Origin of the sequence: Brevibacillus parabrevis (genome assembly GCF_003710905.1) — a bacterium.
Lineage (GTDB): Bacteria > Bacillota > Bacilli > Brevibacillales > Brevibacillaceae > Brevibacillus > Brevibacillus parabrevis.
The window spans coordinates 16624-40015 of record NZ_RHHV01000017.1 but is presented as its reverse complement, the minus strand read 5'-3'; the positions used below and the strand labels follow the sequence as shown (position 1 = coordinate 40015).

The window sequence follows — 23392 nt, the reverse complement described above, 5'->3', positions numbered from 1 at the left end:
GCAAATACTATTATCACTCGCTACCACCCGGGGGAGAGTAACAAAGCAATTGGTAAAAATTGATGCAAGCACCCATAGTTAAAATTAGAATTTGAGGAAAAAATACAAGTAACCAACCACCATTTATTCACTACCCACTTCTCAGGGAAAGCGAGGCAACATGACATGAAAGCAACTGGTATCGTTCGTCGAATTGACGACCTCGGTCGGGTCGTGATTCCTAAGGAGATTCGTCGTACACTGCGCATTCGTGAAGGCGACCCGCTTGAGATTTTTGTGGATCGTGACGGAGAAGTCATTCTCAAAAAGTATTCACCGATTGGAGAACTGGGTGATTTTGCAAAAGAATACGCTGACTCCCTGTACGAAAGCATGAATCATACGGTATTAATCTCAGACCGTGACAGTGTGATCGCTGTCGCTGGCGCATCGAAAAAAGAATATCTGGAAAAAGCGATTGGCAGCATTGTGGAGAAGTGTTTGGAGGAACGCAAGACACGACTGGAGAAAAACGCCGGTTCTTATGAAATTTGCCGCGACATGAGTGAAACGTACGGTTCCTTTGTCGTCGCTCCGATTGTAGCGGGAGGGGACCCGATCGGTTCTGTCATCCTGCTCAACAAAAATGAATCGACGAAGATGAGTGATTTGGAGATGAAGATGTCGGAAACAGCGGCCGGTTTCCTGGCAAAGCAAATGGAACAATAGCAAGAACAAAAACAGCCTCGGACAAAAGAGGCTGTTTTTTTGTCGTAAAAAAATCAGCTGATCCTGTTGCGTTCAGGGCTTGGCAGATTTTTTCTCGCCGATTTGCTTGTGGTATAATGGACGAAGTTTCTGGTTGGAGAGGAGAAATTTCACGCACATGGCTCAAGAAAAGGCATCTGTTCAATTTGTGAAAGGCGCCGCAATATTAGGGGTTGCCGGTCTTGTCTCCAAGCTGCTTGGCGCAGTATACCGCATTCCATACCAAAACATTGCCGGAGATATCGGCTTGTACGTATATATGCAAGTATACCCGCTGTATACCACGTTGTTGATCCTGGCGACGGCAGGCTTTCCTATCGCCATCTCCAAGATCGTCTCGGAGCGCGTCGCAATCGGCGATACGCTGGGAGCGCGAAGAGCGTTCCGTGTTGCCAGTATTGCGCTGGTCGTGCTCGGCTTGTTTTTCTTTATGCTGTTGTACACAGGAGCACCAGTCATTGCCCGGTTCATGGGGGATGAGCATTTGACGACTCCGCTGCGTGCTGTTGCCTGGTCCCTGCCGCTCGTGCCGATGGCAGCGATCTTGCGCGGGTATTTTCAAGGACATCAAAACATGATGCCAACAGGAGTATCACAAGTTATTGAGCAGTTGATTCGCGTTATTTTCATTTTGGTCGCCGCTTTCTGGGCGATGAACGTTTACCAGGATGCTTATCTCGCTGGTACGGGAGCGGTGTTTGCCGCATTTCCCGGCGGTATTGCCGCCATCCTCGTCTTGCTTTGGTACTGGAGAAGAGACAAGCAGGGCGCCCAACTGATTCCGGAAAGGACTCAGCAAGCGGGAGTGAGCGCCTGGACCAACCGTCAGGTGCTGCGCAGCCTGTTGATGTATGCGGTTCCGATTTGCATGGGGGCGCTTGTTTTGCCGCTCGTCCCGCTTGTCGATTCTGTTACCGTCGTGAACATGCTGCAAATCAGCGGGACCCCGGAAGATTTGGCCAAACTGGCAAAAGGGGCATTTGACCGCGGGCAACCGCTCATTCAGTTCGGTACATTTTTTGCCACCTCGCTGTCTTTGGCGCTTGTGCCTGCGATCAGCGAAGCAGTCGCCCAGCGTCAGCATCAAATGATTGCGAACCGTTCCGAAATCGCCATTCGCCTGACATTCTTGCTGGGACTCCCGGCATCGTTTGGGTTGGCCCTGCTTGCCGAGCCGATCAACGTCATGCTGTACGGCGATAAAAACGGAACCGAAGCGCTTGCGGTTCAATCCTTCACGATTATTTTTGCCACATTGAGCATTGCCAGCGCGGGCATTTTGCAAGGGTTGGGGCGCGTCATGCGGCCTGCGCGCAACTTGTTTATCGGTGTGCTCGTCAAACTCATATTAAACCTTGCGCTCGTCCCTCTTTGGGGGATTTCCGGCGCGGCACTGTCTACGGTCATTGCCTATCTCGTAGCGATGGGGTTGAACGTGCTCGCTGTGAAAAAATATACAGGGGCGCAGATTGGATTGCGCCAAACAGTCAAAAAGCCGTTTTTGTCTGTCATCGTCATGTCAGTGGTTGTCCTGATTGTGGAATGGGGAGCAACGGCCTTGCTCGGGAAGGCAGGCATGTCTGAACGACTGTTCCAGACGCTGGTTGGACTGCTTGCCGTTGGTGCAGGGGCAGTAGTGTATGTGCTGGCGCTTTTGAAAACAGGCGGGCTTACGCGAAACGACATTCATTTCCTGCCAAAAGGAAAACGAATTGCTGCGCTGTTGACACGGTTCCAGCTTCTCCCCAAATAAAAGGCATGAGGTAGTCGAGTGGAGGCGAAACGATTGGATAAGAACAAAAATACGATTACGGTAGTGGGGCTGGGCGCAGGTGACCTCGATCAGCTTCCGTATGGGATTTATCGGACACTCAAACAGGCTGACCAGCTGTACTTGAGAACGAAAGAGCATCCGGTTGTCGCGCAGTTGGCAAGCGAAGGCGTCGCCCTGACCTCTTTTGACGAAGTGTACGAGCAGCACGACGGCTTCGCCGAGGTGTACGCAGACATCGTCGAACGGCTGTTGGGCAAAGTGCAGGAAGCAGGTCATATCGTGTACGCCGTTCCTGGCCATCCTTTGGTGGCGGAACGCACGGTTCAGTTGTTGCTTGAAGAAGGCCCGAATCGCGGCGTGCAGATTGAGATCGGCGGCGGGCAAAGCTTTATCGACCCCCTTTTCGCAAGACTGCACATCGACCCGATCGAGGGCTTTTCCTTGCTCGACGGGACGGCTCTCTCGGCGCATCAAGTGTCGCCAGGGCTGCACACGATTATCGCGCAAGTATACGATGCTTTCGTCGCATCGGATGTGAAGCTGACCTTGATGGAAGTGTTGCCGGATGATTACGTGGTAACGGTGGCTACAGCTGTCGGCGTAGCGGGCCAAGAGCGGATCGAGAGCGTTCCGCTGTACGAGCTGGACCGGGTCGAGCATTTCGGCAATTTGTCTTTGGTGTACGTGCCGCCAACTACAGACGACACCGTATCATACCGTCAGTTTTCTTATTTAAAAGAGATCGTCGCCATTTTGCGCAGTCCGGATGGCTGCCCGTGGGATCGCGAGCAGACGCATCAAAGCATTCGCAAAAATTTGATCGAAGAAACGTACGAGGTACTGGAAACGATTGATGACGAAGACCCGGATGCGATGTGCGAGGAGTTGGGTGATTTGTTGATGCAGATCATGCTGCATTCGCAAATCGCAGCGGAAGATGGATATTTTACCGTCGACGATGTGGTTGCGACTTTGAATGAGAAGCTGGTGCGCCGTCATCCGCACGTATTCGGGGAAAAGAGTGCCAATGATTCAGAGGAAGCGCTCGCGAACTGGCAAGAAATCAAGGCACAGGAAAAAGCGGCAAAAGGAATCGACGTGGCCGCCGCGTCCAAACTTTCCGGTATTCCGCGCGATCTGCCAGCACTGATGTACGCTTACAAGCTTCAGAAAAAAGCAGCGGAAGTCGGCTTCGACTGGGACGATATTGCAGATGTGTACAAAAAGGTAGAAGAGGAATACAACGAGCTGCGGGAAGCGTCCGCAGAAGAGCGCGCTGGCGAATTGGGCGATTTGCTCTTTGCCGTGGTCAATCTGGCTCGTTTCCTCAAAATTGATCCGGAAGAAGCGCTGGCACTGACAAACAACAAGTTCAAAAAGCGTTTTTCCTATATCGAAGGGAAGCTGCACGAAGCTGGCCGCACCTTTGAACAAACCGATTTGCAGGAAATGGACAAATGGTGGGAGGAAGCCAAACACCAGACAAAAGGGAGAGAGTAAGGATGAGACTGGATAAGTATTTGAAAGTATCCCGCCTGATCAAGCGCCGTACGCTGGCAAAAGAAGTGTGCGACAAAGCTCGGGTAGAAATCAACGATCGTCCGGCCAAAGCATCCAGCAACGTGAAAATTGGCGACAAGCTGGCGATCCGTTTCGGACAAAAGATCGTTTCCGTAAAAGTAGAAGACATCAAGGAAAATCCGCGAAAAGAAGAAGCAGCTTCGCTCTATACAGTCATTGGTGAAGTTCCCGTGCCACGTGACGAAAAAGAAGAGGACGCTTATTTGAAAGGGTAACGTGCCCAGGATTGCAACTTAGACTGCCATTACGGCAGTCTTTTTATTTTGACAAGGCTACTGGTGGCACAAAACCGCAGGACGTTTTTTCTGCAAAAGAAGGATATAATGGAAATACATGAAAGCAAATCAGAAGGGATGGTGGTGCAGATGGAACAAAGGGGAGTTCAGACGGGGTACTTCTTGGCCATTTCACTTTTGCTTTCAGCCCTGTTTTACTTTTTCGCCTCCAACTGGCCGATGCTGGACAGATGGGAGAAAATAGGTGTCAGTGTCACTGTATTGGTTCTTTTTTATCTCTCATCCTATGTCACGTCCGTGTTGTTGAAACGTCATGCTTTCCTCAGCAATTGGCTGCTGGTTGCCGGAGGTCTGGCATTTGGACTTTGTGTCGCTCTTTTAGGGCAGATTTACAACTCTCACGCCGATAGCTACATGCTGTTTGTCGTCTGGCTGATTCCTAACCTGCTCTTCGCGATTTTTACGCGCTACCAGCCTTTTTACGTGATCAGCTATGTTTTGGCGCATCTGGCCCTGATCTTTTTCCTCGAACCGACAGTCGTTCACGTATCGCGCGAGAGCGAATGGTGGTACATGATTTTCTGGCTGGTCGCACTTGGCAATATGGTGCTTTTTTGGCTGACGTCGACGCGAAAGCTGCCGTCTCAACCGATCTATTATTTGTCCTTTCTCGTCTTTTCCGTCAGCTTGTTCATCTCATCGTTTGTCGAAGTGTACGATGCATTGCCTGAAATTCTGTATCTTTTGGTCGGAGCCGTCCTGTTCGTAACCTTTTTGAAATGGCTGCCCAACCGCGGACTGCTGATTGCGACAGCTTCCATGCTGTCTTTGTTCCTGCTCGCGAAGTTTTTCTGGTATATGCTTGAGTATTACTCTGAGGGCTTTTTCCTCGTGGCGCTGTTGGCGGCTGCGGGTTTGGTCTGGGGGGCGGTCGTGGGCATCAACTGGCTGCGCAAGGAATCGGCGCACCAAAAAAGCAAGTGGGTGCAATTTTTCCAGGAAGCATTTACGGTGCTGGTAACGACGATTGCCGCATTCATTGGAGCCATTTCGCTGACCGGGCTGCTCGTTCTTGTATTCGATGACGAATCGGTGCTGTATTTTATCTTTTTCCTGTCGCTGCTCGGGTTTCTTGCCCCGGTTTTGTTGCTTCCGAAAATGAATGCAACGGTTCGTTATACATTGCTTACGATAGGCTATTTGCTCGGAATCGGCTCCTCGCTGTTTTTGGAAGGTTATTATTGGGTGGTGTTCCTCGCCGTTTTGCTCTACGTGTGGAAGGCGGTAGCTGGCATTCCCGCGCGGCTCTTGACCCAACTCGCCTTTCTGCTCGTGCTCTATTTCAAGCTTACGAACAACATGTTCATGCAGGATACGACGGTGCTTTTGATCCTGTTTGTGTTCCAAATGGGGATGTATTACGTCCGAAGCCTGCCCGCCGTCTTGCGAAACAGCTCCCTCGTCTACGGCTTGCTGTCTTTGCTTGCGTTGACCGAGCTTCATTTTGAATCATTTGCCGTGAATTTGCTGATTCAAGCCGGGTTCTTTGTCTTCACGACTTATTTGCTTTATCAGACCTTGCACAGGAAGAGCAAAAGCGCTTTCGGCATCGTTCTCGCCTTCTGGTTTGCCTTTTTGCTGATGAAGTATTACGACCTGTTGTGGAGCTTGCTGCATAAATCGTTGAGTCTGCTGCTTTTGAGCATCGTCTTTTTCCTCGTCAGCTATTGGCTGGAGCGGCGCGTACAGTCAGACACGCCGATAGTGTCGCCAGTCTTTGCGAAGCGGCCGCTAATTTTGCTGATGATTATGCTGCTTCAACTTGTTTTGGCAGGCTACCAGGTGTACAGCAGCGAGACGATTTTGTCCCAAGGAACCTCCGTCAAGCTGAAGCTGGCGCCAGTCGACCCACGCTCGCTGTTGCAAGGCGATTATGTGAGATTGAACTACGACATATCGACACTTGCAGACGAGGAGCTTCCTTCCGGGGAAAAAGTCCGTGTCGTATTACGGAAGCAAGAACAGAATGTGTACGGCTACAGTGGCTACTATGAAAAAGCAGGCGTCTGGAACAAGCCTTATACGGCTGATCCGTCCGATGTCGTCATCAATGGGAAAACAGTCGGATGGGGCCAGGTTGAGTACGGAATCGAGAGCTATTTTGTCCCTGAAGGAACAGGATTGGAAGTACAGGAAAATGCAAAGTTTGCGACGATCAGAGTCGGAGCCAAGGGCGATGCCTTGCTGGAGAGCCTGTCGTCGGAATAAAGATGAAGCATCTTGAAAAGAAACAGCAAGAAGCTGTCCGAGCATTATCGGGCAGCTTCTTTTGCATGGGTCATCGGGACATGAGTCTGCTCCAGTTGCGATACGACATGGCGGACGATCAACATGCCCGTAACCCCGAGCAGGAAAAACAGCAGCGCCATCAGATAGGAAGGGAAAATAGCCCCCAGCGTAATTCCAGCCGTTCCGATGATTCTGGCGCCCTGAAACACAAGGCCGTTCACTGCCATGTAGGAACTGCGGGCGTCATCGCGGACAATCCGGGCGAGAAAGGTTTGCCTGGTCGGAATGTGAATCAGCTCGCCCCAAGTGGCGATTAGCATAGCCGCCATCAGCAGGAAAAGGGAATTGCTGTACAGGATTACCGTATAGCCGACGATGTACAACAGCCCGCCAACGTACATGGCAGAAGCTTCTCGCGCATGGCGGATCAGCCTCGTGATAAAGAGGGAGAGCAAGACCACCAGGAGCGTATTTTCCAACTGAATGAGACTGAACATTTTCAGACCAGTCAGTTCAACGGCAAACCAATCGAAAAGCGAGATGCTTTGGGACGGGAACTCGTGGGATAGCCTTACAGCGACGTAGTTCGCAGTCTGGAACTCCAGGGAAAAGATAAACAGACCTCCCAGCGAGTACAGCAAAAAGCGACGATCCGTTATTACCTGCCTGTAGCTTTTTATGACATCCACGAGAACGTTTGCGCCTGCAAAAGGAGTTCGTTGCGCCCTGTCCTTTTGCGGAAAATACGATTCCTGCATGCGCACAGACATCATGTAGAGCGTGAACAAACTGACCAAGGTTAGGGCAATAAACAGCTCGAAGCGGTGCGTGGCAAACAGCAGTCCGCCGAGAACGGAGCCGATTGCAATCGACAAGTTGGAAGCCCAGTAATTGATGCTGTACATGAAGGTGCGATTTTCCGCGGTGCTCACATCAATCAGCATCGCATCGGCTGCTGGACTAATCAGCCCATTGCTCGCGCTTTGCAAGAGCATCATGGCAAAAGTGAGCCAAGCGGAATCGAGCCACGGTGAATTGGCAAGCGTCATGATCAGGAAAGCGGCACATTGGACCGATTGACCGTATACCATTACTTTTTTTCTGCCCCAGCGATCAGCCAGATAGCCCCCGTAAAAACCGAGCAAAATCTGAGTGAGCAACGTCAGACTTAACAAAAACCCTGTCAAAGCCAACCCCATTTTGGCAGAAAAGTAGATGGCCATGAACGGGAAAATCATATTTCCAACCAGTTTCGTCAGAAAGGAAGTCACGATGCGAATGCGGATATTCGGGTGTAGTTCAAACAAACTCATGTGCAGACCACCTCTCCTTTTTCTTGACTAAATTGTAGCTGTTAAAAGGAGAAGAAAAAGAGTAAGATCGCAGTAATGATTTCACCTTTTAGGATGGATGAACATGAAAAGTCATGAACACTTTACGCAAATGTTGCTCGGTTTTTCCGCTTGGGAGCCGGGGGCAGAGCTGACGGTTGGAATTACGGAATTAGCGGAGCTGCTTTGTTGCACACCGCGCAATGTGAAACTGATTTTACGCAAATGGGAGAGGGAAGGGCTGCTGAGATGGCAGCCGGGCGTGGGCAGAGGCAACCATTCTACGCTGACGATTCTTTGCGATGTCAGCCAGTTTTTGACCGATTCTTTTCACGAGCTGCTTTCACAAGGAAACGTTCGGGAGGCGGTGGAGCTTTTACAGCATAAAAGCTTGCCTGTAAACGTCCGGCGCTGCTTGCAGGAAGTGTGGGACGCTCAATTTGGCTTTGTCGCAGAGGAAGGCGAGAGCAGACGCCAGGATGTTCTGCGCATTCCGCGGGAGCGCGTGCTTTCGACTCTTGATCCGGCATTTGTTGCTGTATCGGCGGAGAGTCACTTTATTCAACAAATTTGCCATACACTCATTATTTTCAATCCTGCTTCCCAGTCCTTTCAGCCTCAACTAGCCTACGCCTGGGAAAGCGATCAGGAGAAGCGGACCTGGACGTTTTATTTGCGCAAAGGCGTGCGGTTTCACCATGGGCGCGTGCTTACGGGAAAAGATGTCGCCTATACGATTCAGCGCCTCGTCGACCTCGACTCGCCTTATCGCTGGCAGGTCGAGGACATCGTGAGCATCGAGCACCCTGACGATTGCACGGTCATCTTTCATTTGCGGGAGCCGAACGGGTTTTTCCTGCATTATGCCGCATCTATCGCACTGTCGGTTTTGCCGCATGATGTGCCGTTTTCCGAGCGTGCGATAGTAGGAACGGGGCCGTTTCGCATGCTGGAATTTACCGAGGACAAGCTGGTGCTTGGCGCTTTCGAAGACTATTACCGGGAGAGAGCGATATTGGATCGGGTAGAAATTTGGCGGGTATCGGGCGCGGAACAGGCGAAGATGCGGTACCAGTTGCCGGAGCAGGCAGAGCAGACAGTGTCGTCCTCAACAGTTTTGCAAGGCGATGGCGATGGTGGCAACAACATCGAGTTTCAAGAGATCGGTTGTTATTACTTGAGCTTCAACTTTAACAAACCAGGCATTCAGCATGACTTCTATTTTCGGCAGGCAATCAAGCATCTGCTCGATCCCGTTCAGATGATCGAAAAGCTGAGAACACAAAACCGATCTCCCGCAGGCAGTTTCCTCCCGTCGAGAAGCCAGCAAATGACTTTTCAATCATCAACGATAGAAGAGGCGGCAGCTTGTTTGCAAAAAAGCGCCTACCAGGGAGAGACGGTTGTTCTTTTGTACGGGGAAGGAAAACAATATGGCGAGGAGGCGGAATGGCTGCGGCAAAGATGTGAGCAAATCGGTATCCGGCTTGAAGCGAGGAGCGCGACGAAAGCCGAGACGTTGTCCGACTTTGCTGAAAAACACGCGGATATGTGCATGATGGGAGAAGTGCTGCAACGCGATATTGAGCTGGGCTTGATTGAAATCTACAAAAATAAATGCACGATGGTGTACCGTTTCCTCGATGACAAAAAGCGGGGGATTGTGAACAGGCAATTGGCTGGGGTGTTCGGTTTGGAACAGCAGGAGGAGCGCCTGGAAGCTTTGGCACGCATCGAGGACATGCTGAGAGATGAGTTGTGGATTTTATTTATTCACCATGCAAGGCGCATTGACCGCTATCATCCGGCTCTGCAAGGGATCACGCTGGATTCTTTTGGCTGGATTGATTTTTCAAAACTGTGGGTTAAGTCATTCGTTACCAGTCTGTAACCCTTTCTTGCCTTACTTTTCCTATCATAGAAGGAATTGCAGCGCAGGGTTTGATTTTGTGCTGCAGGCCGCTTGCGGTCACATCCATATTGGAAAAACGGCGAGCGAATCGCCACCCCGTTCGGGGAAGTTTTTCAGAGGAGAAGGAGGCGTTACCGTTGAACAAAAGCGCGAAGAAAGGGATCTCTGTCCTGCTGGCGACTACGGTGCTAACAAGTCCGTTTGTGATGGAGCCAAAAGCTGCTCAAGCTCTTTCCATCGAAGAGGTTTCAGCAGATGATACAGGTGCGGAAGAAGAAACGGAATATACGATTGAGTTTGAAATCGACAAGGAACTGAAATCAGGCGACACGATCTACGTTCGGTTCCCTTCTGACTATTCCGTAGACAAAAAGCTGAAAAAATCCGACGTTTCGGTTAAGGATGACAGCGACAAGGTTACGATTGACAGCGTATCTGTAAGTAAAAACGTGGTGGAAATCGAAATCGGGGATCGCATTAAAAAAGGCTCCGTAGTGACTGTGGAAATCGATAACATCACCAACCCCGATGATAAGGGCAGCTATTCCATAGAGGTCAAAACAAGCAGCGAAAGTACCTATAAAAGCAAAAAAATCTCGATTGGCAAGTCCTCTTCCAGCAGCAGTAGCAGCAAGGGGGATTTCGAAGCTTCTCACAGCAACAAAAATGCAGAAGAAAGCATTTCGCTGACGCTCGGCAAATTCACTCTGGCTTCCAAAAGCAAGCTCAAAGAGGGCAAATACATTTATGTAGACTTCCCAACGAGAGACATGCTGCCGAAAAGCATCAGCAAGTCCGATGTAAAGGTCAACGGTTACAAGGCTGATTACGTGACGATAATCGACAGCGATACCGTGCGAATCGAAGTGCCGAGCGGTGCTGACGGAGACAACTATATCAAACTGGAGTTCAGCTCATCGGCAGGCATTGTGAATCCGTCCGATCCTGGCAAGTCCTACTATTACACATTGGAGTACGACAGTAAAAAGTACAAATCCAAGGACGTGGAAATCTCAGGCGCCAGCAGCACGCCTTTCTCTGTTTCCTTGTCTGATAGCTCCGTGGGAGCGAGAAGCAGCTATACGCTTGATTTCGATTTGTCCAGCAAGCTGTACAGTAATTCGGATATTCAGGTCGAGTTCCCTGAGTGGGGAATGGTGCCGCCTGTTCTCTCCAGCTCCAATGTGACCGTCAACGGCGATCAGGTGACGGGACTTAGCGTGAACGGGAACAAGGTGTCATTTCGCACGCCCAGCGGCTTTTCCAGCTCGAATCGCCTGAGTGTCAAATTCGCGTACGACGGCTATCTGGTCAACCCGAAATCCGCAGGGAGCTACACGATTACGGCAAAAGTCGATAACAAAACATACAAGTCCAAAGATTTTCAAATTAGCGGCGTAGTTGCCCCTGTTCCTGTAGACAACACGCAGGCTACGATCGGGCTTACCAGAGCTACCGCATCGACTCCGGCCGGATTGCAGATTGGCATCAAAGCACTGGGCGCTCCGATTGTCCGCAACCAGGGCTTTATTGAAGTGGTTCTTCCTGTCGGCTTCAAGGTGCCAGCTTATGTGCCAACAAATACAGTAACCGTGAACGGCGTGGCAGCCAATTACGTAGGCGCGCGCGGACAAAATCTGATCATCGTGCCTTCCACAGACATCCCGGCGCGTGCTGCGGTGCAAGTCAACGTGGCTGAAACGGCGGGGATTGTAAATCCGGGTACGCCGGGCGTCTACAGCATCGGCGTCTATACCTCTGAAGAGAAGGGCTTGCTGTTCGCCCGTCCTGCCAATGTAGTGGCTCTGAACGGTGTGAGCTTCAAGGCGAACGTCGCGACCTTCACGAAAGCAGGCAAAACGACAAAACTGGCCGTTGCTCCGTATACAGTAAACGGCAACACGCTCATGCCGACTACATTTTTCCGCGATGCTCTCGGCTTCTCGGTCAGCTACACGAAAACGACAGCAAAAGTCGTCAGCGGCAACACGGTGATGCAGTTCAAGGTCGGTTCCAACATCGTGAACGTCAACGGGCAAAACGTTACCTTGCCGGCAGCGGTTCAGTTGAAAAACAACATTCCTACCTTGCCGCTCAAGACGATTGCCGATCGTACCGGCTACAAAATCATTTATGTGAACGGCAACTATACCGTGTACAAATAAGAGTGGCAAAGCAACCCCGCAGGTCAGCGGGGTTTTTTTGTTCTAAAAGGACATCCCCCTCCATACGATGGTACAAGAAGGGTACGTTAGGGGGGAGTAATCATGAACGACCACACGAAGCGGCCGCGCCACGAAATCGTGATGATCAATCGACGCAGTTTGGCGATTTCGGGAGTAAAAAACGTCGAAAGCTTTGACAGTGAAGAATTCCTCTTGGAAACGGACGGCGGCTTTTTAACCATACGAGGCCAAAACCTGCATATGAAAAATTTGAGTCTGGAAACCGGAGAAGTGGCGATCGAGGGCCTGGTTCACGAAATGGCGTATCTGGAACAAGGTCAGGCCGGAGATCGGTCGAGAGGATTCTTCGGCAAATTGTTCAAGTGAACATCATCCTTCAGTTGCAGACGGTTTTGGCCATGTCGACGTGCGGGGCTCTTATGGGAATGGGATTTGATACGTATCATGTGTTCAAAGGGAAGAGCAGGATGCCGCTCTGGCTGGTCTTCTTCTTTGATGTCCTGTTTTGGGTTGGCAGTATGGGAGCCGTTTTCTGGATTTTAGTAAAAGTAAACGACGGGATAATTCGTTTTCCCATCTTTTTTGGAATGATTTTCGGTGCGTGGCTGTATTTTTTATTAGGAAGTAAGAAGTATATCCTTTTTTTAAACCGCATGATAAAATTTTGTCAGTGGTTATACCGAACGGTCATACAAATTATTGATACCCTGGTTGTACGTCCCGTGCTCTTTATTTACCGAGTGATCCTGATGGTGCTGGCATTTTTTTATTCCATGTTGCTCATGATCCTCGGCTTTTTGTGGAAAGTGACACGTTTTGTCACCTCTCCTTTTGCCAAATGGGGTCAACATTTGGGGAAAAAAATGTTCGGAAAAACAACAGGAATCTGGACCAATTGGAAGAATTGGTTTCACTCAAAGAGAAAGCGGGAGTAATCCGAGGTGGCGAAATGATGAAACAGGCAACGACCTCTCCAACCAATCGAAAAGGACAAAGACGAAGAATGCGGCTCTTTTTCTTTTTTATCCTGTGCTTTTTCGTCTGGACTGGCTATACACTCTACTTGCAGAGCGGAGTGTTGGCTGAAAAGAGCAGCGAACTGGAAGCACTCAAGCAGGAATCGGTTGTCTTGAAGCAAAAGGAAGAGGAACTGACGTATGAGGCAAGCCGCTTGAACGACCAGGAATATTTGGCCGAGCTGGCGCGCAAACGAATTTACTACACCAAGCAGGGCGAGAGCATTTACGTGATTCCGGAATAAGCTCACAGTGTGATCTTCTAGGAGAGGGAGGCTTTCCACGTACATGGGAGTCGAGATCGGGAGCAAACTGGAAGGAAAAGTCACTGGCATCACGAAATTTGGCGCGTTTGTAGAGTTGCCTGGAAATGTGACCGGACTGGTGCATATCAGTGAAGTTGCCGACGTATATGTGAAAGATATTCACCAGTTTTTGAAAATCGGCGATATCGTAACGGTAAAAGTCCTCAGTGTGAAGGAAGGCAAGATCGGGCTGTCTATCAAAAAGGCGCAGGAAAAAGAGCGCCAGCCCCGCCAACAGCGGGAACGCACAGAAGGCTTTGAAGATAAGCTCAATCGCTTCCTCAAAGAAAGCGAAGACCGCCAGTCCTCTCTGAAAAAGAGCGGAGATAAAAAGGGACGAGGTCGGTAAGGATTGATCGGAAAATTATGACTTTTCTTTCTTTGTTAAAAGCACAGTTTGACAGAAAAAAGAGGAAGGTCATTTTGAAGTAGTGACGAATAAGGTATCGTAAGCCCGTTTCGCAAAGCGCGAATCACCTGTCAGCCGACGTTATCCGCCATAACGTCGGTTTTTTTTGTCCAAATTCGCAGGTTTATTTGTCGCACGATTCTGTGAATATTCGCTGGTTTTTTGACAAATTTTACAATACCACCTCCGTATAATGGAGAAACACATTGAACAAGAACGGGGTGGAGCTAAAATGATCGCAAACAAAAATGTGACCCAAGCTGGGCAAGCATGGGCGCGCCAAGTGTCAGAACGAATGGATACGACCGCACGAACATGGGGAGACAAAGTCGCTGATGCCGTACGCAGATGGAATGTGCTTCCACTTTTGATGGGGTTTTTGCTCGGGCGGGCCTTGATCTTGGAAGAGCTGACGCCTTTTGCTATACCGTATTTTATCGTCATGTTCTATATTCGCAGAGACTGCCTGCTCGTTACCGGATTGGCGCTGATTCTCGGGGCTTTTACCCAATCGGTGCCGATCGGGCTACAGACGATCCTCAGCATCGTCCTCGCTCTGTTTACATGCAAAATGATGGAGCGGCTGCGGCGCAAAGATTTTTCGCGCACTCCGCTGCTCGTGGTCGTCACGATCTTTGTCAGTCGGCTCTTGTACGCGGTGCTTACCAATCAGGTAAATACGTACGAGCTGATCATGGTGGCTGTAGAAGCTGTACTCGGCTTCGTGCTAACGCTCATCTTCATCCAGTCGCTTTCGATCATTCATTTGGCCAAGCCTTATGAGCCGCTGAAAAACGAGGAAATCGTGTCGCTCGTCATCCTGCTCGCCTCTGTGATGACAGGTACAGTGGACTGGATGGTCGAAGGCATCTCGATGGAACACGTACTCTCTCGCTATTTGCTGCTCGTCTTCGCCTTCGTCGGCGGTGGAACCGTTGGTGCAGCGGTTGGCGTCGTAACTGGTCTTATCCTCAGTTTGGCAAATGTAAGTGCCCTTCTGCAAATCAATTTGCTGGCCTTTTCAGGTCTTTTGGCAGGACTGCTGAAAGAAGGCGGAAAAGTAGGCGTTTCCGCAGGTCTGCTGATCGGAACAGCGATCCTGGCTATTTACGGCGGGGCGGAAGAGACGCTTTACTACTCCTTGATTGAAACTTCCCTGGCGATTGTCTGCTTCATTCTCACCCCTGCTGTACTTTGGAAAAAAGTAGCCAGATTTATTCCGGGTACCCCCGAAAATTTGCAATCTCATCAGGAATATATGCGCAGAGTCCGCGATGTGACGGCGGGCAAAATTCAACAGTTCTCCGATTTGTTTACCCAATTGTCCCGCAGCTTTGCCCAAACCGCAGATCAGGAGGAGATCGAGGAACAAGCCGATGCCTTTCTCAGCCGGGTGTCCGAATTTACGTGCCAAAAGTGCTGGAAAAAAGAACAATGCTGGGAAAAGGACACGCAAGCTACGTATCAAGGCATGCGCTACCTGATGGAAAAAGTGTACGAAAACGGAACGCTCGCGGGTGTCACTCCGCCACGCGACTGGGAGCGAAAGTGCGTCAAGACAGAAAAGGTGATGACGGTCATGGAACAAGAGTACGACCGTCAGCAAGCTTTTGACCAGTTGAAAAAACAGGTGAAGGAGAGCCGCAAGCTGGTAGCTGACCAACTGTCGGGAGTTTCCCGGGTCATGAGCGACTTTGCCCGCGAAATTCAGCGGGAAGGCATGGAGCTGTCTTTTCAGGAAAAGCAAGTTTCCAAAGCGTTGGAAGGATTGGGGCTATCGGTTCGCCGGGTCGAAATTCACAGCCTGGAAGAAGGCAAGGTCGATATCGAAATCAGTCAGCCGACTTGCTTTGGACATGATGAATGCGGGAAAATCGTCGCTCCGATGCTGACGGAAATTTTGGGCGAGAACATCGTGGTTCGCGAGCGTCAATGCGAAGCGCAAAAAGACGGCTCTTGCACGATGTGCCTTGCCTCCGCCAAAACGTTTGAAATCGAAATCGGCGTCGCTGGCGCAGCGAAAGATGGCAAGCTCTTGTCTGGAGACAGCTTCCGCACGATGGATTTGGGCAATGGCAAAATGGCGCTGGCGATCAGCGACGGCATGGGCAATGGGGAACGGGCTTTTCTGGAAAGCCAGTCTGCCCTCGACATGCTCCAGCAACTGCTTCGCTCCGGCATGGACGAAAAAATTTCGATCAAGACCGTCAATTCTATCCTGGCCTTGCGCTCTACAGATGAAATGTTCGCCACCGTTGATCTGGCGTTGATTGACTTGCAGACGGCGCATACCCGGTTTATCAAAATCGGTTCGACACCGAGCTTCGTCAAACGAAAAAACGACGTCATCACGATTACAGCCAACAACTTGCCCGTGGGCATTTTGGAAGAAATCGAGGTCGATGTCGTGTCGAGAATGCTCAAGCCAGGCGATCTTTTGGTCATGATGTCCGATGGCATCTACGAGGCTCCCCGCCATATCGAAAACAGGCAGGCGTGGATGAAGCGGATCATCAGCGAGCTGGAAACAGATGATCCGCAAGAAGTAGCCGACCTGCTCCTGGAAAAAGTCATTCGTCAGCATTCCGGGAAAATCGTGGATGACATGACGGTACTCGTGGCGCGGATTGATCGGTTCGTTCCGCAATGGTCAGCGATCCAGGTACACGGGATGGAGAAGCTGGAACGGCCACGGATTGTAAGCTAGGGAGTATGTTTTCCCATCAGCGCGGCGATACTGTTGCTAAAACAGGCTGAATGGGGAGATTATTTGTGAAAGAAGCGACACTTCGTCAAATTCTCGTAGTAACAGACGGCTGCTCCAATTCGGGAATAAGCCCGGTTGCCGCAGCAGCACTGGCGCGTGAGCAAGGAATCACGGTCAACGTGATCGGAGTCATTGACAAAAGCGAGCTTGGCGAAAAAGGGGAGCGGGAAATCCGCGATATCGCCGAGGCGGGAGGAGGGCTTTGCGATATCGTCTATCCGCAGCAATTGGCGCAAACAGTCCAAATGTTGACGCGCAAGGCGATGACAAGAACCATCCATCAAGTGGTCAATAAAGAATTGAAAGAGATTTTGGGCGATTCCGGAATAGATGAACTGGCCCCGGACAAACGCGTTCAAGTAGCAGGCATGGTCGACGATCTGGGCGAAAAAAGCAGTCTGAATGTCGTGATGCTTGTCGATACATCCGGCAGTATGAAGCCAAAACTGTCTGCCGTTCAGCAAGCGATCCACGATTTTAGCATTAGCTTGCACTCCCGAAGTGGACAAAGCAGAATGGCTGTCGGCTCATTTCCTGGGAAACAAAAGCATTTGGATATACGCATTCCTTGGACAGAAAAAGTACAGCAGGCTCATCAGTTGACCAGTGATCTGGCAATGAGCGGCATTACGCCGACCGGGCCTGCGATCGTTGAAGCGATTGCTTTGTTTGAGCAGGATAAACTCCCAAGCACGCTGAAAGATCGCTATACAGACGAAGAAGAAAACGACGACATGAACGGAAGTCTGCGCGACCATGTCTTCTAAGGCAGCTACTCCAGATCTGCCCAAGTATTTTCAGGGCAAGTGGAATCGGAAGTCGTACCACGTTCTGCGGGAGTTGGGGCGTGGTGCGAACGGAACCGTTTACCTCGTCTCCCAGGACGGTGTGCGCCGTGCTGTCAAGGTAGGCGTGGAAGGTATGGACATTTTAATGGAAGTGAACGTGTTGAAAAGCGTACAACAGGGGCGGGATTCCAAAGTGGGACCGCTCCTCTGTGATGTGGACGACCTGGTCGTCAACGGAAAAGCGTGTACGTTTTACGCCATGGAGTATCTGGAAGGCGAACAGTTAGATCGCTATATCCAGCAGGCAGGGACGGAATGGGTGCCTGTCCTGATCGTGCAGCTGTTAGCCCGGCTCGATGTGCTGCACAAGCACGGCTACACGTTCGGTGATTTGAAACCGGAGAACATCATGGTGAGCCAGACGGACAAAACCGTCCGGCTGATTGATTTTGGCGGTGTTACCAAGCAAGGAAGTGCCGTTCGCCAATTCACGGAAGAGTACGATCGCGCCTTTTGGCATGCCGGCGATCGAAAGGCCGACACAGGCTACGACTTGTTCTGTGCAGCTGTGATCATGGTGCGTTTGACCGTTGGAAAAGAGTTGTGGAAAAGCAGCCTTAGTGAACCGCGTCATACGGGTTTGCTCTGTGATATAATACGGAAAAGTGACAGCCTGTACCCTTACCGAGTGCCTTTGTTAAAGGCTTTTCACGGGAAGTTTGCCTCGGCGGGCGAGATGAGAGCGGAGCTTTTGACAGTCCTGCGGGAGCGCACTGTCGCGCAGCCGCGAAAAAAGGCGCCGAAGCCAGGCAAAGTCGGGGGAGGCATAAGCGGCTTGTTTGTCGCCTCTTTGCTGCTATTGGCTGGAACTTTGTATTATGCATGGTTCATGTGAAGGATGTGACGGTTTGTGTCCTCGGATTTGGTGATGGATACTTGCTTGTTGGCAGGCTCAATCATATTGAAAAATGGTGGTGAAACATACAGGACGGAAGAGACGATGGCTTTGATTGCCGTGGCTGCGGGGATGGATGACGTCAACAGCTCGGCTACACCTACGAGCATCATTTTGTCTTTTCGGTGTAGCGGGCTGGATCATACCCGCATGGTCCGAACGCCAAAGCGAACCACCAATTTGAATAAAATCACACTTGTAAACGACGTATCCCGGCGCTTTGTCAGCGGGAAGATCACCTTGGAGCAAGCGTATCGAAGGCTGCGTGAAATCGACCAGGAAAAGCCGATTTATCCGAAGTGGATGCAGCATATGGCAGCAGCCATCGCCAGCGGCTCCTTTGCCATGCTTGCCGGAGGTACATGGTTTGATCTCGTCCCGTCGGCGCTGGCTGGACTGATCGTCAATCTGAGCCTCGAATATTTGGAACAGTTTGTTCGAATGAAGTTTTTTACCGAATTTACGGCTGCTTTGCTGGGCGGGCTGTTTGCCTTGCTGGCTGTAGCCCTTTTCCCACAGCTGCACATTAGCATCATCATTATCGGTGCCATGCTTCCATTGTTCCCAGGGATTGCGATCACCAACTCGCTGCGGGATTTGTTGGCAGGTGATCTGGTTGCGGGTGTTTCCCGGGGAGTCGAGGCCATGTTGACGGCCGTCTCCGTAGCGGTAGCCACAGCGATTATTCTCTGGTTGAGGTGAGTAAGTATGTTTGTTCAAGGTTTGGCGCTGAGCTTCTTCTCATCAATGGCGTGGTGCGTGCTGTTTAACGTCCCGGTTCGCACGATTTTGGCCGGTGGCTTGGCCGGGATGGTCGGATTTTGCGTGTTTTCGCTTTTGCCGATCTGGGGGGCGGAAGTGCTGCTGTCGACATTTGTTTCCGCAGCGATCGTCTCGTTGCTCAGCCAGTTTTTATCGATTTTGCTCCGTGTTCCCTCGACCAACTTTAGCGTCGCGGGCATTATTCCGCTCGTTCCCGGTTCGCTGGCCTACAAATCCATGCTGGCTTTCGTGAACAACAACTACGTGGAGGGAATCACGCTGGCTACCAAGACGTTGATGGTGGCTGGGGCGATTGCATCCGGACTTATTTTTGGTATTTCCGTCGTGACGATTTGGAAAGGAGCCCGTTATGCTGGAAAGCGTACGCAACGAGATTGAGGCTCTAAGGCTCCTTCTCCCCGGAGAAACGGTTGTCGTCGGAATTTCCGGCGGCAATGATTCTACAGCTCTTTTGCATATATTGGCTTCTCTAAATCAACACTATCAATACGGCTGGAAGCTGCATGCCGTTCATTTGAATCACGGCTTCCGCGGAGAGGAGGCCAGGCTGGATGCACAGTACGCAGAAGCGTTGTGCAGCGAGCTTGGCGTGTCTTTTCACCTGTTTGAGTACGATGTCCCTTCCTATATGAAAAAGACGGGGAAGGGAGGCCAGGAGGCAAGCCGCGAGCTTCGCTACCGCTTTTATCGCGAAGTAGGCATTGCTCATCAGGCAACCAAGCTGGCGTTGGCGCATCATGCCGATGACCAGGTGGAGACGATTTTGTTCCGTCTCGTGCGCGGCAGCAGGTTGCAAGGACTGGCTGGCATGCCGCAGCGTCGCATGCTGGAAGATACTGGGATTGAACTGGTGCGTCCGCTGTTGCATAAAACGCGTCAGGAACTGGAAGCCTATTGCCAGGAAAATGGTCTTGCTCCACGAGAGGACAGCAGCAATCGTTCGCGCAAGTACAAGCGCAATTTGCTGCGTCTGGATGTGATGCCGCTCTTGGCTCAGGTAAACGAGAAGTACCGCGAGCATATTCTTGATTTGGCAGGCGCGGTTTCGCAGGATGAGGCGTTTTTGACCAGGCTGGCTCGCGAGCGTCTGGACGAGGCTGTGATCGAAAAGAAACAGGAAGCATTTGTCATTGACAAAGACAAGTTTCAAACTTGTGACGTTGCTTTACAAAGGAGAATGATTACTCTAATATTAAGTTATCTCTCAAAACATACCGAATGGTCTTCGCAGCATGTGGAGACCGTTTTGCACATGCTAGGGGGAAGTCGCCCTTCTGCGGAAGTTCATTTGCCCGACAAACTGGTCGTAAGCCGGATGTACGGACGAATCCTTTTTAGTCGTAGAAAGCGGCAAGACAGCATACATACCTATAGTTACGAACTCGCAGTTCCAGGGGTGACCCGGATCGACGAGAGCAATGCCACGGTACATATTTCATACCTTGAAAGTCCCATGGATTGGGGACGACTCCCTGAAAATGAAGCGGTTTTCGACGCCGATCAGCTCCCGGGAGCGCTTTATTTGCGCAACCGGAGATCAGGAGATCGTCTCACCCTGTTTGGCTCTGCAACTGGAAAGAAGCTGAAGGATCTACTAATTGATGCCAAATTTCCGCGAGCATGGCGGGACAAACTTCCGCTTTTGACGGCGGGCGATGAGGTGATTTTGGTACCAGGTGTGCGCCGTTCCGCCGTAGCGCCTGTAAATGGACAGACCAGGCGTTTTCTACACGTGCGGGTTGAGTTTGGAGAAGATTGGCGGGAGGTTTTTTCATGAATCAAGACATCGAGAAGATTTTGCTATCAGAAGAAGATATTGCAGGAAAGGTAAAGGAGCTGGGCGAAACACTGGCTGCCGAATATCAGGGCAAAAATCCGTTGGTGATTTGCGTACTGAAAGGCGCGGTTGTTTTCATGGCTGACCTGATCCGTCACATGAACATTCCATGCGAAATGGATTTCATGGCGGTTTCCAGCTATGGCAGCGGAACAGAGTCATCCGGCATGGTGAAAATCCTCAAGGACCTCGATACTTCCGTGCAAAACAGACACGTGCTGGTAGTAGAAGACATCATGGATAGCGGACTGACATTGAGCCGGCTGGTAGAGCTGCTTCGCCATCGCGAAGCTGCCTCTGTGAAAGTGGTCACACTTCTCAACAAGCCAGAGCGTCGCAAGGTGGATATTTCACCGGATTACAGCGGTTACGATATTCCTGACGAATTTGTTGTTGGATACGGCTTGGACTATGCCGAGCACTATCGTAATTTGCCGTATATCGGGGTGTTGAAACCTGAAGTCTACACGAAGTAGCTTTGTTGTGGAGACCCTGCAAAATATGATAAAATGTGAAAAGTGTCTGTTCGTGAGAGGAGGTAAGGAATGAATCGCTTTTTTCGTAATACCGGGTTCTACCTACTGATTTTTCTTGTCACGGTCGGGATCGTGAATTTCATCCTCTCCGGTACTGATAAGGTTGGGAAACTTACATATCAGGATTTCCGGGTACAGCTGAAGGCTGACAATGTTACAGAGCTATCCATGCGCCCTGAAAATGGCACATACAGGGTAGAGGGTACACTGGCTAAAGCTATTCCGGGACAGGAAAGCAACAAATTTTTTACCAACGTTCCTTTGTACGACTCCGATGTTGTAAAACTTGTGGAGACGAAAATTGATGATCAAAAACTGAAAAAGGTAGAGTTCAATCCAGCGGAGGGCAACAGCATTTGGCTCACGTTCCTGACCTCGATCATTCCTTTTGTCATCATTTTCATCCTGTTTTTCTTCCTTCTGAACAACGCTCAGGGTGGCGGAAGCCGAGTCATGAACTTCGGAAAAAGCCGCGCGAAGCTGTACAACGAAGAGAAGAAGCGCGTTACGTTTGACGATGTAGCGGGTGCAGATGAAGAAAAAGCGGAGCTGGAGGAAGTTGTTGAGTTCCTGAAAGACCCGCGCAAATTTAACGCTGTTGGCGCTCGTATTCCGAAAGGGGTTCTGCTTGTAGGCCCTCCAGGTACGGGTAAAACATTGCTCGCCCGCGCTGTCGCTGGTGAAGCAGGCGTTCCGTTCTTCAGCATTTCCGGTTCTGACTTCGTGGAAATGTTCGTCGGGGTCGGTGCATCCCGCGTGCGTGACCTGTTTGAAAACGCGAAGAAAAATGCTCCGTGCATTATCTTTATCGATGAGATTGACGCCGTAGGTCGCCAGCGTGGTGCTGGACTCGGCGGTGGTCATGACGAGCGCGAGCAAACTCTCAACCAGTTGCTCGTAGAGATGGACGGGTTCGGCGGCAACGAAGGTATCATCATGGTAGCTGCGACCAACCGACCTGACATTCTCGACCCGGCGCTTTTGCGTCCAGGACGTTTTGACCGTCAAATCACAGTGGATCGTCCTGACATCAAGGGCCGTGAAGCGGTGCTCAAGGTTCATGCCCGCAACAAGCCGCTTGGCGAAGACGTGAAGCTCGATGTGATTGCCCGTGGTACTTCGGGCTTCACTGGTGCAGATTTGGAGAACTTGCTGAACGAAGCAGCTCTTCTCACTGCCCGCAAAAACAAAAAGCAAATCAGCATGAAGGAAGTAGACGAAGCCATCGACCGCGTTATTGCTGGTCCGGCGAAAAAGTCTCGCGTAGTCAGCGAAGACGAAAGACGCCTGGTTGCGTTCCACGAAGCTGGTCACACGATTATCGGCTATCATTTGAGAAATGCAGAAATGGTACATAAGGTAACAATCATTCCGCGCGGCCAGGCTGGCGGATACACAGTGATGCTGCCAAAAGAAGACCGTTTCTTTGCAACCAAAAGCGATTTGCTCGACAAAATCGTCGGCCTGCTGGGTGGACGAGTGGCTGAGGAATTGGTGCTCGGGGATATCAGTACCGGGGCGCACAATGACTTCCAGCGTGCGACAGCAATTGCTCGCAGCATGATTACCGAATACGGAATGAGCAAGCTCGGTCCGATGCAATTCGGTAAAAGCCAAGGACAGGTGTTCCTGGGCCGCGATTATGGCAACGAGCGCAACTACTCGGACAAAATCGCGTACGAGATCGATCTTGAAATGCAAAACATCATCAACGAATGCTACGCCAAGTGTACAGAACTGCTGACCAAGCACCGCGATCAGCTGGATCTGATTGCTAACACATTGCTGCGCGTAGAGACACTTGATGCTGAGCAGATCAAGCAATTGATCGAAACGGGAAAAATGGACAACGATCCGGCTAATCAGGAAAACAATGATGTGGTCGTGAACATTCAACCAAAACAAGAAGAAACAAACGAAGAACCGAAACAATAAGAGGC

At 50.7% G+C, this 23392-nt stretch carries 20 protein-coding genes; 19 read left to right on the top strand and 1 reads right to left on the bottom strand.

Features of this window, described 5'->3' with window-relative positions:
* The first annotated feature begins 165 nt into the window (after nt 1-165).
* The 5 genes from spoVT to EDM60_RS22850 all read left to right on the top strand — a co-directional run bounded on the left by spoVT (nt 166) and on the right by EDM60_RS22850 (nt 6606).
* On the top strand, nt 166-708 hold the full coding sequence (spoVT, locus tag EDM60_RS22870) for a stage V sporulation protein T (protein ID WP_092274966.1): 543 nt from the start codon (nt 166-168) through the stop codon (nt 706-708).
* A gap of 157 nt (nt 709-865) precedes the next feature.
* A complete protein-coding gene (locus EDM60_RS22865) occupies nt 866-2500 on the top strand; it encodes a putative polysaccharide biosynthesis protein (protein WP_122966025.1) in 1635 nt (544 codons plus the stop codon).
* A 33-nt stretch (nt 2501-2533) separates the two neighbouring features.
* A complete protein-coding gene (yabN, locus tag EDM60_RS22860) occupies nt 2534-4021 on the top strand; it encodes a bifunctional methyltransferase/pyrophosphohydrolase YabN (protein WP_122966024.1) in 1488 nt (495 codons plus the stop codon).
* Nucleotides 4022-4023: 2 nt separating this feature from the next.
* Nucleotides 4024-4317 (top strand): RNA-binding S4 domain-containing protein, encoded by a 294-nt coding sequence (locus EDM60_RS22855; protein ID WP_063230333.1) that lies wholly within the window; start codon nt 4024-4026, stop codon nt 4315-4317.
* A gap of 108 nt (nt 4318-4425) precedes the next feature.
* A complete protein-coding gene (locus EDM60_RS22850) occupies nt 4426-6606 on the top strand; it encodes a GDYXXLXY domain-containing protein (protein ID WP_233454144.1) in 2181 nt (726 codons plus the stop codon).
* Nucleotides 6607-6650: 44 nt separating this feature from the next.
* Here EDM60_RS22850 and EDM60_RS22845 read toward each other — a convergent pair whose 3' ends face one another.
* Nucleotides 6651-7940 (bottom strand): MDR family MFS transporter, encoded by a 1290-nt coding sequence (locus EDM60_RS22845; RefSeq protein ID WP_122966023.1) that lies wholly within the window; start codon nt 7938-7940, stop codon nt 6651-6653.
* A 103-nt stretch (nt 7941-8043) separates the two neighbouring features.
* On the opposite strand from EDM60_RS22845, the gene EDM60_RS22840 reads away from it, so the two are divergent.
* The 14 genes from EDM60_RS22840 (at nt 8044) to ftsH (ending at nt 23387) form a co-directional block, all read left to right on the top strand.
* Nucleotides 8044-9849, top strand: a complete 1806-nt coding sequence (locus tag EDM60_RS22840; RefSeq protein WP_122966022.1) for an SgrR family transcriptional regulator — start codon at nt 8044-8046, stop codon at nt 9847-9849.
* Nucleotides 9850-10007: 158 nt separating this feature from the next.
* A complete protein-coding gene (locus tag EDM60_RS22835) occupies nt 10008-12035 on the top strand; it encodes a copper amine oxidase N-terminal domain-containing protein (protein WP_122966021.1) in 2028 nt (675 codons plus the stop codon).
* A 102-nt stretch (nt 12036-12137) separates the two neighbouring features.
* The gene (yabP, locus tag EDM60_RS22830; RefSeq protein ID WP_063230335.1) at nt 12138-12422 is read left to right on the top strand and encodes a sporulation protein YabP; all 285 of its coding nucleotides are present in this window, start codon (nt 12138-12140) and stop codon (nt 12420-12422) included.
* Nucleotides 12419-12991 (top strand): spore cortex biosynthesis protein YabQ, encoded by a 573-nt coding sequence (yabQ, locus tag EDM60_RS22825; RefSeq protein WP_063230336.1) that lies wholly within the window; start codon nt 12419-12421, stop codon nt 12989-12991. The genes yabP and yabQ overlap by 4 nt, the downstream gene beginning before the upstream one ends.
* A gap of 17 nt (nt 12992-13008) precedes the next feature.
* On the top strand, nt 13009-13317 hold the full coding sequence (locus EDM60_RS22820; protein ID WP_122966020.1) for an FtsB family cell division protein: 309 nt from the start codon (nt 13009-13011) through the stop codon (nt 13315-13317).
* Nucleotides 13318-13360: 43 nt separating this feature from the next.
* Nucleotides 13361-13726: a S1 RNA-binding domain-containing protein gene (locus EDM60_RS22815; protein WP_063230338.1), complete on the top strand. Its 366-nt coding sequence runs from the start codon at nt 13361-13363 to the stop codon at nt 13724-13726.
* A gap of 292 nt (nt 13727-14018) precedes the next feature.
* A complete protein-coding gene (spoIIE, locus tag EDM60_RS22810; RefSeq protein ID WP_122966019.1) occupies nt 14019-16493 on the top strand; it encodes a stage II sporulation protein E in 2475 nt (824 codons plus the stop codon).
* A gap of 65 nt (nt 16494-16558) precedes the next feature.
* The gene (locus tag EDM60_RS22805) at nt 16559-17320 is read left to right on the top strand and encodes a vWA domain-containing protein (protein ID WP_122966018.1); all 762 of its coding nucleotides are present in this window, start codon (nt 16559-16561) and stop codon (nt 17318-17320) included.
* On the top strand, nt 17310-18236 hold the full coding sequence (locus tag EDM60_RS22800; protein WP_122966017.1) for a serine/threonine protein kinase: 927 nt from the start codon (nt 17310-17312) through the stop codon (nt 18234-18236). Before EDM60_RS22805 ends, EDM60_RS22800 begins: the two co-directional genes overlap by 11 nt.
* A gap of 15 nt (nt 18237-18251) precedes the next feature.
* Nucleotides 18252-18998: a threonine/serine exporter family protein gene (locus tag EDM60_RS22795; RefSeq protein WP_122966016.1), complete on the top strand. Its 747-nt coding sequence runs from the start codon at nt 18252-18254 to the stop codon at nt 18996-18998.
* Nucleotides 18999-19004: 6 nt separating this feature from the next.
* The gene (locus tag EDM60_RS22790) at nt 19005-19457 is read left to right on the top strand and encodes a threonine/serine exporter family protein (protein WP_063230343.1); all 453 of its coding nucleotides are present in this window, start codon (nt 19005-19007) and stop codon (nt 19455-19457) included.
* The gene (gene tilS / locus EDM60_RS22785; protein ID WP_122966015.1) at nt 19429-20856 is read left to right on the top strand and encodes a tRNA lysidine(34) synthetase TilS; all 1428 of its coding nucleotides are present in this window, start codon (nt 19429-19431) and stop codon (nt 20854-20856) included. Before EDM60_RS22790 ends, tilS begins: the two co-directional genes overlap by 29 nt.
* On the top strand, nt 20853-21392 hold the full coding sequence (hpt, locus tag EDM60_RS22780; protein WP_063230345.1) for a hypoxanthine phosphoribosyltransferase: 540 nt from the start codon (nt 20853-20855) through the stop codon (nt 21390-21392). The genes tilS and hpt overlap by 4 nt, the downstream gene beginning before the upstream one ends.
* Before the next feature lie 69 nt (nt 21393-21461).
* Nucleotides 21462-23387: an ATP-dependent zinc metalloprotease FtsH gene (ftsH, locus tag EDM60_RS22775; RefSeq protein ID WP_122966014.1), complete on the top strand. Its 1926-nt coding sequence runs from the start codon at nt 21462-21464 to the stop codon at nt 23385-23387.
* Nucleotides 23388-23392 lie beyond the last annotated feature (5 nt).

Bases quoted from the DNA above. Each gene is read 5' to 3' on its own strand.
- EDM60_RS22855 (WP_063230333.1), top strand. From the start codon at position 4,024: ATGAGACTGGATAAGTATTTGAAAGTATCCCGCCTGATCAAGCGCCGT.
- hpt (WP_063230345.1), top strand. From the start codon at position 20,853: ATGAATCAAGACATCGAGAAGATTTTGCTATCAGAAGAAGATATTGCA.
- EDM60_RS22815 (WP_063230338.1), top strand. From the start codon at position 13,361: ATGGGAGTCGAGATCGGGAGCAAACTGGAAGGAAAAGTCACTGGCATC.
- EDM60_RS22845 (WP_122966023.1), bottom strand. From the start codon at position 7,940: ATGAGTTTGTTTGAACTACACCCGAATATCCGCATTCGCATCGTGACT.
- spoIIE (WP_122966019.1), top strand. From the start codon at position 14,019: ATGATCGCAAACAAAAATGTGACCCAAGCTGGGCAAGCATGGGCGCGC.
- spoVT (WP_092274966.1), top strand. From the start codon at position 166: ATGAAAGCAACTGGTATCGTTCGTCGAATTGACGACCTCGGTCGGGTC.
- tilS (WP_122966015.1), top strand. From the start codon at position 19,429: ATGCTGGAAAGCGTACGCAACGAGATTGAGGCTCTAAGGCTCCTTCTC.
- EDM60_RS22790 (WP_063230343.1), top strand. From the start codon at position 19,005: ATGTTTGTTCAAGGTTTGGCGCTGAGCTTCTTCTCATCAATGGCGTGG.
- EDM60_RS22840 (WP_122966022.1), top strand. From the start codon at position 8,044: ATGAAAAGTCATGAACACTTTACGCAAATGTTGCTCGGTTTTTCCGCT.
- ftsH (WP_122966014.1), top strand. From the start codon at position 21,462: ATGAATCGCTTTTTTCGTAATACCGGGTTCTACCTACTGATTTTTCTT.
- EDM60_RS22820 (WP_122966020.1), top strand. From the start codon at position 13,009: ATGAAACAGGCAACGACCTCTCCAACCAATCGAAAAGGACAAAGACGA.
- yabP (WP_063230335.1), top strand. From the start codon at position 12,138: ATGAACGACCACACGAAGCGGCCGCGCCACGAAATCGTGATGATCAAT.
- EDM60_RS22800 (WP_122966017.1), top strand. From the start codon at position 17,310: ATGTCTTCTAAGGCAGCTACTCCAGATCTGCCCAAGTATTTTCAGGGC.
- EDM60_RS22850 (WP_233454144.1), top strand. From the start codon at position 4,426: ATGGAAATACATGAAAGCAAATCAGAAGGGATGGTGGTGCAGATGGAA.
- EDM60_RS22865 (WP_122966025.1), top strand. From the start codon at position 866: ATGGCTCAAGAAAAGGCATCTGTTCAATTTGTGAAAGGCGCCGCAATA.